General features: G+C 73.3%; 7 protein-coding genes. 3 read left to right on the plus strand and 4 right to left on the minus strand.

Features of this window, described 5'->3' with window-relative positions:
- A partial coding sequence (locus ACFWZ5_RS32765) for a HAMP domain-containing protein (RefSeq protein WP_384891644.1) occupies positions 1–1,692 on the minus strand: 1,692 nt, incomplete at its 3' end.
- Between the two features lie 675 nt (positions 1,693–2,367).
- Between ACFWZ5_RS32765 and ACFWZ5_RS32770 the strand changes: the two genes are divergently transcribed.
- Entirely contained in the window at positions 2,368–4,293 is a 1,926-nt protein-coding gene (locus tag ACFWZ5_RS32770) for a SpoIIE family protein phosphatase (protein WP_384804360.1), read from the plus strand.
- A gap of 608 nt (positions 4,294–4,901) precedes the next feature.
- Here ACFWZ5_RS32770 and hemW read toward each other — a convergent pair.
- The 3 genes from hemW to ACFWZ5_RS32785 all read right to left on the minus strand — a co-directional run bounded on the left by hemW (position 4,902) and on the right by ACFWZ5_RS32785 (position 7,825).
- On the minus strand, positions 4,902–6,134 hold the full coding sequence (hemW, locus tag ACFWZ5_RS32775; RefSeq protein WP_384805849.1) for a radical SAM family heme chaperone HemW: 1,233 nt from the start codon (positions 6,132–6,134) through the stop codon (positions 4,902–4,904).
- Positions 6,135–6,228: 94 nt separating this feature from the next.
- Positions 6,229–7,047, minus strand: coding sequence for a DUF3097 domain-containing protein (locus tag ACFWZ5_RS32780; protein ID WP_384805851.1), 819 nt, complete (start codon positions 7,045–7,047; stop codon positions 6,229–6,231).
- 22 nt (positions 7,048–7,069) lie between these two features.
- Positions 7,070–7,825 carry an MBL fold metallo-hydrolase gene (locus tag ACFWZ5_RS32785; RefSeq protein WP_384805853.1) on the minus strand — a complete coding sequence of 252 codons (756 nt, stop codon included), beginning with the start codon at positions 7,823–7,825 and terminating at the stop codon, positions 7,070–7,072.
- 257 nt (positions 7,826–8,082) lie between these two features.
- Here ACFWZ5_RS32785 and hrcA point away from each other — a divergent pair, with 257 nt between their 5' ends.
- The gene (gene hrcA / locus ACFWZ5_RS32790) at positions 8,083–9,099 is read left to right on the plus strand and encodes a heat-inducible transcriptional repressor HrcA (protein WP_384805855.1); all 1,017 of its coding nucleotides are present in this window, start codon (positions 8,083–8,085) and stop codon (positions 9,097–9,099) included.
- Positions 9,100–10,239, plus strand: coding sequence for a molecular chaperone DnaJ (gene dnaJ / locus ACFWZ5_RS32795; protein ID WP_384805857.1), 1,140 nt, complete (start codon positions 9,100–9,102; stop codon positions 10,237–10,239).
- Positions 10,240–10,353 lie beyond the last annotated feature (114 nt).

The following is a 10,353-nucleotide window of genomic DNA, read 5'->3' on the forward strand; positions in this document are numbered from 1 at the left end:
GTCGCCCTGGGCGACGGCCGTGGCGACCTGCGCGATGTTGCGGACCTGGCCGGTCAGGTTGTCCGCCATGTAGTTGACGTTGTCGGTGAGGTCCTTCCACACGCCCGAGACGCCGAGGACCTGGGCGCGGCCGCCGAGCCGCCCGTCCGTGCCGACCTCGCGGGCCACGCGCGTGACCTCGTCGGCGAACGCGCGCAGCTGCTCCACCATCGTGTTGACGGTGTCCTTCAGCTCCAGGATCTCGCCGCGCGCCGTCACCGTGATCATCTTGGACAGGTCGCCGTTGGCGACGGCCGTGGTGACCTGGGCGATGTTGCGGACCTGGGAAGTGAGGTTCGACGCCATGAAGTTGACGTTGTCGGTCAGCTCCTCCCAGACGCCGCTGACGCCCCGCACCTGCGCCTGGCCGCCCAGGTTGCCTTCCGTGCCGACCTCGCGGGCGACGCGGGTGACCTCGTCGGCGAACGCGGACAGCTGGTCGACCATCGTGTTGATCGTCGACTTCAGCTCCAGGATCTCGCCCTTCGCCTCGACGGTGATCTTCTTCGACAGGTCGCCCTGGGCGACGGCGGTCGACACCAGGGCGATGTTGCGGACCTGCGAGGTGAGGTTGTCCGCCATGAAGTTGACGTTGTCGGTGAGGTCCTTCCACACGCCGGACACGCCGCGCACGTGGGCGCGGCCGCCCAGGTTGCCCTCGGTGCCGACCTCGCGGGCGACGCGCGTGACCTCGTCGGCGAACGCGGACAGCTGGTCGACCATCGTGTTGACGGTGTCCTTGAGCTCCAGGATCTCGCCGCGGGCGTCCACGGTGATCTTCTGGCTCAGGTCGCCGTTGGCGACGGCCGTGGTGACCTGGGCGATGTTGCGGACCTGGGAAGTGAGGTTCGACGCCATGAAGTTGACGTTGTCGGTGAGGTCCTTCCACACGCCGGACACGCCGCGGGCCTGGGCGCGCCCGCCGAGCCGCCCTTCGGTGCCGACCTCGCGGGCGACACGCGTCACCTCGGCGGCGAACGCGGACAGCTGCTCGACCATCGTGTTCACGGTGAGCTTCAGTTCGAGGAGCTCGCCGGTGGCCTCGACGGTGACGGTGCGGGTCAGGTCGCCCTGCGCCACCGCCGTGGTGACCAGGGCGATGTCGCGGACCTGCGCGGTCAGCCGGGAGGCCATCGTGTTCACGGCCTCCGTCACGTCCCGCCAGCTGCCGGACAGGCCGCGGACCTTGGCGCGCCCGCCGAGCCGCCCTTCCGTGCCCACCTCGCGCGCGACGCGCGTGACTTCGCCCGTGAAGAGTGACAGCTGGTCGACCATCGTGTTGACGGCCCGGCCGAGGCGGCGCAGATCGCCGCGCAGCTCCCGCGATCCGTCGTGCAGGTCGACGCGCTGGGTGAGGTCGCCGCCCGCGACCGCGTTCAGGACGCGGGTGGCGTTGGTGGCGGGCGCGACCAGGGAGTCGAGGAGCGAGTTCACCTCGTAGATCCGGGTGGCCCAGCTGCCCTGGCCGGGGCTCGCCGTGAACCGCTCGTCGAGCCGTCCGTGGCGCACCATCTCCCGGCGTACGCGGATGAGTTCGCCGTCGAAGTGGGTGGAGCGGTCGACCAGCTCGTTGAACACCGTGATCAGCTCGGCCGTGAGGCCCGAGCCGGTCAGCGGGGCCTTCGTGAAGTTGCCGTCGCGCGCGGCCCGCATGGCGGCGAGCAGGGCGCGCAGGTCGGCGGACTCGACGGGGTCGACGTGGTCGACGTGGTCGACGGGGGCTGCGGGAGCGGCGCTGGCGGCGGACGCGGCAGGGGCGGCGGCGGTCCGGGCGGTGCCGGCCGTGCCCGTGGTGCCAGTGGCGCCGGCGCTTCGCGTGGTGCCGGTGGGGCGTGCGGTGGCCGGGGCGCGCGGCGGCTCCGGCGGACGGTCGCCCTGCGGCGGGAGCTTGGCGTGGGCGGTACCGGTCGTGCGGCGGGTGGCGGCGGGGGTGGGCGCGCGGCGGGGTGGGGCTGGTGGGGCTGAAGCGGCCGCTGGGTTTGGTGGGGCTGGTGGGGTGCCGATGTCTGCTGCGGGAGGGCGGGTCGGCGGTGGGCTCGGGACGTCCGGGGCGGACGCCGTCAAGGGTGGCGGGATCCGGCCAGGGGGTGCCGTGGGGTCGGGCTGCTGAAGGGGAACGGGATCCTCCGGGGAAGCCGGGGCAGGAATCCGCGCAGGGCCCGCCATGTCGGCGGATGCCGGAATCTGACCGTGTCCGGGCGCAGGCGTAGCACTGTTCTCACTCATCGTGGCCCACTTCAGTGACTCGGTGCTTATGGGCACAGTCAGTCTGTCACTCTGTCCATGTCGCCTGAGGCGTATTCGTCCGAACTGCTCAGGAGCCGCACTGTGGGGGCCATTCCGATGCAACGGGAGTCCACGTTCCGTGCCGCAGGCGAGCCCGCGGGCCGCCCGGGCCCGCTGGCGGTGGTGCGAACATCACTGCCCGGAAACCCGCTTGCGCCCGCCGCCGCGCGCCGGTTCGTGCGCGCCGCCCTCGCCGACTGGACGGAGCTCGGGGCGCTCGACGGCGCGCCCGGCGACCGGCTCGCCGACGACTCGGCGCTCCTCGTCAGCGAGTTGGTGACGAACGCGGTGGTGCACGCGGGCACATCCGTCGAAGTCCTGTGCAGACTCGACGAAGGACTGCCCGGCGAAAGCACGGACGCGCTGGTCATAGAGGTGTCCGACCGCCACCCGGCGCGCGCCGTGCGCAACGAGCCGCGCTCGCCGCAGCCCGGCACGCCCGAGTACGGCCGCGGCCTCCAACTCGTCGCCACCCTCTCCGAGTCCTGGGGCATCACCTACCGCAAGGGCACCAAGACGGTCTGGGCCCGGCTGCCCTTCGACGGCGCCCAGGCCGGGCACGGGGCGCACGACATAGAGGCCTACGCCGACGAGATGGCGCAGCAGCGCGGCCTGCGCGCCGCCGACATCCTCGCGCCGGCGCCCAAGCGCGCCCCGCACGACACGGAGTGGGTCAACCGCGGCGCGCTCACGTTCCTCGCCGAGGCGTCCGACCTGCTCGCCGGGCAGTTCGACGAGAACCTCGTCGCGGCGCTCGCCGGGCAGCTGCTCGTGCCGCGGCTCGCGGACTGGTGCGCGGTGTGGCTGAACGACGAGGCGGAGCAGGCGGGGCGCACGGCGGGAGGCGGCGCCCCCGGGGCGCGCCTCGCGCGCGTCTGGCACCTCAGTGAGCAGCGCATAGAAGAGCTGCGCACACTCCTGGAGAAAGAGCCGCCCATGCTCACCGACGGGGTGGGCACGGGCGCGGTCCCGGTGCCCTGGCCCGGCGAGGTGCTCGGCGGCGACGGGTCGGGGGCGGCGCTTGCGTACCGCCTGGTCGCGGGCGGGCGGCAGCTCGGCACGCTGGTCATCGGGCGGGCCGGTCTCCTCCGCTTCGCCGACGAGGTCACCGGGCTCGTCGAGGACTTCAGCCGCCGCGTCGCGCTCGCCATCGGCGCGGCGCGGCGCTATCAGCGCCAGGCCACCATCAGCCAGGTCCTGCAGCGCGGGCTGCTGCCGAGCGCCGTCGCGGAGATCCCCGGCGTGGAGAGCGGCATCGTGTACGAGCCGCGCGAGCAGGGCGGGCCCGGCGGCGACTTCTACGACGTGTTCCAGGCCGGCCGGGGCCGCTGGTGCTTCGCGCTCGGCGATGTCCAGGGCAAGGGCCCCGAGGCGGCGGTCGTCATCGGCCTCGCCCGGCCCTGGCTGCGGTTGCTCGCCCGCGAGGGCTACCAGGTCGCGGAGGTCCTCGACCGGCTCAACCAGCTCCTCCTGGACGACGCGACGGAGGCCGCCGACGCCGCGGCCGCCGTCATGGCCGTCGCGGGCGGCCAGGGCGTGCCGCCCGACGGCACCACGTCGCGCTTCCTGTCCCTGTTGTACGGGGAGATCGTTCCGTACGACGGTGGGGTGCGCTGCACCGTGGCGTGCGCCGGGCATCCGCTGCCGTTGGTGCTGAGCGCGGACGGGCAGGTGCGGGCCGCCGTGGGGCCGCAGGTGCTGCTCGGTGTCGTGGACGACGAGACGTACACGAGCCAGACGTTTGATCTGCGGACCGGGGACACGTTGTTGTGTGTGACGGACGGGGTGACCGAGCGGCGGGCCGGGGCGCGGCTCTTCGATGACGGGGACGGGCTTGCCAAGGCGCTGGCCGGGTGTGCCGGGCTTGACGCGGCGCTCGTCGCCGAGCGCATTCGCCGCGAGGTCCACGCCTTCTCCCACCGCCCCCCGGACGACGACCTGGCCCTCTTGGTCCTCCGCGCCCGGTGACGGTTCTCTCCCCACCCACCCGCCCTTCCCTGCGGCCGCAGCCCCAGCCCCCGCACTCGAATGGGGCTGCGCCCCTCTCCCCCCTCATCGGCGCTCCGCGCCTCGCCCTCAAACGCCGGGCAGGCTATAACCCCCACCCACCCACCCTTCTCCGGCGCTGCCGCCCCGGGCCCCCGCCGCATCCGGCCACCCACCCACCCTTCCCCGGAGCTACCGTCCCGCCCCCCCCGGGCCCCCACCACACCTGGCTGCCGCGCCGCGCTGCGCGCTTGCTCCCGCCCCCAGCCCCCGCCGCATTCGGCCGTCTTGCGTCGCTGAGCTGGCTTCGCGCTGCGCGCTCGCATTCCCCGCCCACCCGCCCCCTCCGGGGGGCGGGGATATCCAGCCCGTCCGGCGCTTGAGGACGAGCCGCGAAGCGGCGACAAAGGGGGAAAGGGGCGAAGCCCCATACGAGCGAGCGAGGGCGGGTGGGTGGGGTGTTTCAGCCCGCCCGGCGTTTGAGGGCGAGGCGCGGAGCGCCGATGAAGGGGGAAAGGGGCAGAGCCCCAGCCGAGTGGCGGAGCCGAGGGAGGGCGGGCGGGTGGGGGAGCCCCGTCCGGAGGGGACCGTCAGTCGACCAGGTCGCGGACGACGGCGTCGGCGAGGAGGCGGCCCCGCAGGGTGAGGACGGCCCGCCCCTCCCCGTAGGGCCCGGCTTCGAGCAGCCCCTCCGCCAGCGCACGCCGAGAAGCGGCAAGCCCCTCCTCCTTGAGGAGGGCCAACGGACACCCTTCCCGCAACCGCAGCTCCAGCAGAACCCGCTCCACCCGCCGATCCTCGTCCGCAAGGACCTCCCGCCCGGCCCCGGGCGACCGCCCCTCCGCGAGGGCGGCGGCATACGCCCCCGGATGCTTCACGTTCCACCAGCGCACGCCCCCCACGTGGCTGTGGGCCCCCGGCCCGGCCCCCCACCAGTCGGCGCCCCGCCAGTACAGCTCGTTGTGCAGGCACCGCCCCGCTTCGGAGGTGGCCCAGTTCGACACCTCGTACCACTCGAACCCGGCGGCCGAGAGCCGCTCGTCGGCGATCAGATAGCGGTCGGCGTGCACGTCGTCGTCCGTCATCGGGACCTCACCGCGGCGGATGCGCCGGGCGAGCTGCGTACCCTCCTCGACGATCAGCGCGTACGCCGACACGTGGTCGGGCCCGGCGCCGAGCGCCGCGTCCAGGGAGGCCCGCCAGTCGTCGTCGCTCTCGCCGGGCGTGCCGTAGATCAGGTCGAGGTTCACGTGCTCGAAGCCGGCTGCGCGGGCCTCGGCGACGCAGGCCTCGGGCCGGCCGGGGGTGTGCGTGCGGTCCAGGATCTTCAGGACGTGCTGCCTGGCGCTCTGCATGCCGAAGGAGATCCGGTTGAAGCCGCCCTCGCGCAGCGTGGCCAGGTACGCCGGGTCCACCGACTCGGGATTCGCCTCCGTCGTGATCTCCGCGTCGTCGGCGAGCCCGAACTCGTCGCGGATCGCCCCCAGCATCCGTACGAGGTCGTCGGCGGGCAGCAGCGTGGGCGTACCGCCGCCGACGAAGACCGTCCTGACCTGGCGCGGGTCGTCGCCGAGCACCTTGCGGGCGAGGCGGACCTCGTCGGTCAGGGTGGCGGCGTAGTTGTCGCGGGAGGCGAGGACGCCGCCGGTGCCGCGCAGCTCGGTGGCGGTGTACGTGTTGAAGTCGCAGTACCCGCAGCGGGTCGCGCAGTACGGGACGTGCAGATAGAACCCGAGCGGGCGGGCGGCGGCGCCGTCCAGGGCGGACGCGGGCAGCGCCCCGTCCTGGGGCACGGGTTCTCCATCGGGCAGGGCGGAAGGCATGCCTTCCATTGTCCCGCACCCGCACGGATGGGCCCGCGTCCCTCTCGCCGCCTCGTCCTCAGAAGCCCTCAGGCCCTGGTCACGAAGAGAGTCCTCAGGCCCCGGTCACGAAGTCGATCAGCTCCTCCACCCGCCCGAGCAGCGCCGGGTCGAGGTCCTTGTAGCTGCGCACCGAGCCCAGGATCCGCTGCCAGGCGGCCCCCGTGTTCTCCGGCCAGCCGAGCGCGCGGCACACGCCCGTCTTCCAGTCCTGGCCGCGCGGCACGCGGGGCCAGCCCTCGATGCCCAGGGACGACGGCTTCACGGCCTCCCAGACGTCGATGAACGGGTGGCCCACCACCAGCGCGTGCGGGCTGGACACCTGGGCCGCGATGCGGGACTCCTTGGAGCCGGGGACCAGGTGGTCCACGAGGACGCCGAGGCGGGCGTCGGGGCCGGGAGCGAACTCCGCGACGATGCCGGGGAGGTCGTCGATGCCCTCCAGGTACTCCACGACCACGCCCTCGATGCGCAGGTCGTCGCCCCACACCTTCTCGACGAGCTCGGCGTCGTGGCGCCCCTCGACGTAGATGCGCCCGGCGCGCGCCACCCGCGCCCGCGCGCCCGGCACCGCGAGGGAGCCGGAGGCGGTGCGGGAGGGACGCAAGGGACGGGACGGGGCCGTCGGGCGGACGAGGGTCACGACCCTGCCCTCCAGGAGGAACCCGCGCGGTGCCATCGGGAACACCCGGTGCTTGCCGAAGCGGTCCTCCAGGGTGACCGTCGGCCCCTCGGCGGTCTTCTCACAGCGGATCACCGCGCCGCAGAAGCCCGTGCCGACCTCCTCGACCACCAGGTCCACCTCGGCGGGGACTTCGGGGACGGGAGCCGACTTCTTCCACGGCGGGGTCAGGTCCGGGTTGTAGCTGCGCACCCCCAGAACTTATGACATCACGTCACGTCACGCCGAACCGGCGGGCGAGCTCGTCGCGTTGGGCCCGTACGAACGCCGCGTCGACGACCGCCCCGTGCCCGGGCACGTACAGCGCGTCCTCGCCGCCCAGGTCCAGGAGCCGGTCGAGCGCCGCGGGCCAGCGCCGCGGCACCGCGTCGACACCGGCCTGCGGCTCGCCCGACTCCTCGACCAGGTCGCCGCAGAAGACGACCTCCGGCCCCTCGGAGCCGCCGGGCACGAGGACCGCCAGGTCGTGGCCCGTGTGGCCGGGGCCCACGTTCGCGAGGAGCACCTGCGTGCCGTCGCCCAGGTCGAGCGTCCACTCGCCGCTGACCAGGTGCTGCGGGCGGACGAGCAGGTCGGCGGCCTCCGCGGCGGCGGCAGGGTCGAGGCCGTGCCTGACGGCGTCGGAGCGCAGCCCCTCGGCGTCCTTGGCGAGGACGACGTCGATGCCGACGGCCCCGTACACCTCGACGCCCGCGAACGCCGCCGCGCCGAGGACGTGGTCGAAGTGGGGATGGGTCAGCGCGAGGTGGGTGACGCGGCGGCCCGCGCCGAGCAGCCGCTGCGCCTCCGCCCGCAGGCGCGATCCCTCCCGCAGGCTCGACCCGGCCTCGATCATGAGGGCGGTGCCGTCGCCGACGACGAGTCCCGCCGTGCAGTCCCACACGGGCAGACGCAGCCGCCCCACGCGCGCGGTGAGCCGCTCCCAGCCCGCTGTCTCCCAGGCCGGTCCGGCCGTCACGGTGTCCGTCATACAGCGACCATACGGCGGCCGGACGAGGACCGTGCGGCCGCCGCACACCGCCGCCGGCAGGGCAACACCGCAGGTGCCGAAGGGGTCGGCCGCCACCCGTCGGCATGACAACGGGGTCGGCCCTTGCCGGGCGTACACCCACCGGCCGTACACTGACTCGATGAAGGTTGGCACTCGTCTGGGGCGAGTGCCAAGGTGAGGGGCCGCCGGGGCGCGTGGGGGCTCAGGGCGAGGGACGACAGCTGGAGGTGTGCGCGATGCTCAGTGAACGCAGGCTCGAGGTGCTGCGCGCCATCGTCCATGACTACGTCGGCACACAGGAGCCCGTCGGGTCGAAGGCGCTCACCGAGCGCCATCACCTCGGCGTCTCCCCGGCCACCGTCCGCAACGACATGGCCGCCCTGGAGGAGGAAGGGTTCATCGCCCAGCCGCACACCAGCGCCGGGCGCATCCCGACCGACAAGGGCTACCGCCTCTTCGTGGACAAGCTCGCGGGCGTCAAGCCCATGACCCCGCCGGAGCGCCGCGCGATCCAGAACTTCCTGGACGGCGCCGTCGACCTGGACGACGTCGTGGGCCGCACGGTACGGCTGCTCGCGCAGCTGACCCGGCAGGTCGCGGTGGTGCAGTACCCGTCCCTGACGCGGTCGACGGTGCGCCACGTGGAGCTGCTCTCGCTGGCTCCGGCCCGCCTGATGCTGGTCCTGATCACGGACACGGGCCGGGTCGAGCAGCGCATGATCGACTGCCCGGCGCCGTTCGGGGAAACGTCACTCGCGGACCTGCGGGCCCGGCTCAACAGCCGCGTCGCGGGCCGCCGTTTCGCCGACGTGCCGCAGCTCGTGCAGGACCTCGCCGAATCCTTCGACAAGGAGGACCGGGCCACGGTGGCCACGGTCCTCTCCACCCTCCTCGAAACGCTCGTCGAGGAGACCGAGGAGCGGCTGATGATCGGCGGCACCGCCAATCTCACCCGCTTCGGACATGACTTCCCTCTCACGATCCGGCCGGTCCTCGAAGCCCTCGAGGAGCAGGTCGTCCTCCTCAAGTTGCTTGGTGAGGCTACGGATTCGGGCATGACCGTGAAGATCGGTCACGAGAACGCCCATGAGGGACTCAGCTCCACGTCCGTGGTCTCCGTCGGCTACGGTTCGGGAAGCGAGGCAGTGGCCAAGCTGGGCGTGGTCGGACCGACCCGCATGGACTATCCGGGAACGATGGGAGCAGTACGCGCAGTGGCACGTTACGTCGGACAGATCCTGGCGGAGTCGTAAGTGGCCACGGACTACTACGCCGTGCTCGGCGTGCGCCGCGACGCTTCCCAGGACGACATCAAGAAGGCCTTCCGGCGGCTCGCCCGCGAGCTGCACCCGGACGTCAACCCCGACCCGAAGACGCAAGAGCGCTTCAAGGAGATCAACGCCGCGTACGAGGTGTTGTCGGACCCGCAGAAGAAGCAGGTCTACGACCTCGGCGGCGACCCGCTGTCCCAGTCCGGCGGCGCCGGTGGCGCGGGCGGCTTCGGAGCGGGCGGCTTCGGCAACTTCTCCGACATCATGGACGCGTTCTTCGGCACGGCGTCGCAGCGCGGGCCGCGCTCGCGCACCCGGCGCGGCCAGGACGCCATGATCCGCCTGGAGATCGACCTCGACGAGGCCGCCTTCGGCACCACGAAGGACATCCAGGTCGACACGGCCGTCGTCTGCACGACGTGCTCCGGCGAGGGCGCCGCGCCCGGCACCTCCGCGCAGACCTGTGACATGTGCCGCGGCCGCGGCGAGGTGTCCCAGGTGACCCGGTCCTTCCTCGGCCAGGTCATGACGTCGCGCCCCTGCCCCCAGTGCCAGGGCTTCGGCACGGTCGTGCCCACGCCCTGCCCCGAGTGCGCGGGCGACGGCCGGGTCCGCTCCCGGCGCACCCTCACCGTCAAGATCCCCGCCGGTGTGGACAACGGCACGCGGATCCAGCTCGCGGGCGAGGGCGAGGTCGGCCCCGGCGGCGGCCCCGCCGGCGACCTGTACGTGGAGATCCACGAGCTGCCCCACCCCGTCTTCCAGCGGCGCGGCGACGACCTGCACTGCACCGTCACCATCCCGATGACGGCCGCCGCGCTCGGCACGAAGGTGCCGCTCGAGACGCTCGACGGCATGGAGGAGGTCGACATCCGGCCCGGCACGCAGTCCGGCCAGTCGATCCCGCTGCACGGCCGGGGCGTCACCCACCTGCGCGGCGGGGGCCGCGGTGACCTCATCGTGCACGTCGAGGTCCTCACGCCCACGAAGCTCGACCCCGAGCAGGAGCGGCTCCTGCGGGAGCTGGCCAAGGCCCGCGGCGAGGAACGCCCCACCGGGCAGTTCCAGCCGGGGCAGCAGGGGCTCTTCTCTCGTTTGAAGGATGCGTTTAACGGGCGCTAGCGCCTCACACAGGCGGGGGCGCCTCGACGGGCCCCCGCCGCTACCGCGGCGGTTTCTCTCCCGCCCGCCCGCCCGTTTCCACCTTCACGTGGGGTGGGCGCCTCCTGTGGGGGG

Origin of the sequence: Streptomyces sp. NPDC059003 (assembly GCF_042740445.1) — a bacterium.
GTDB lineage: Bacteria > Actinomycetota > Actinomycetes > Streptomycetales > Streptomycetaceae > Streptomyces.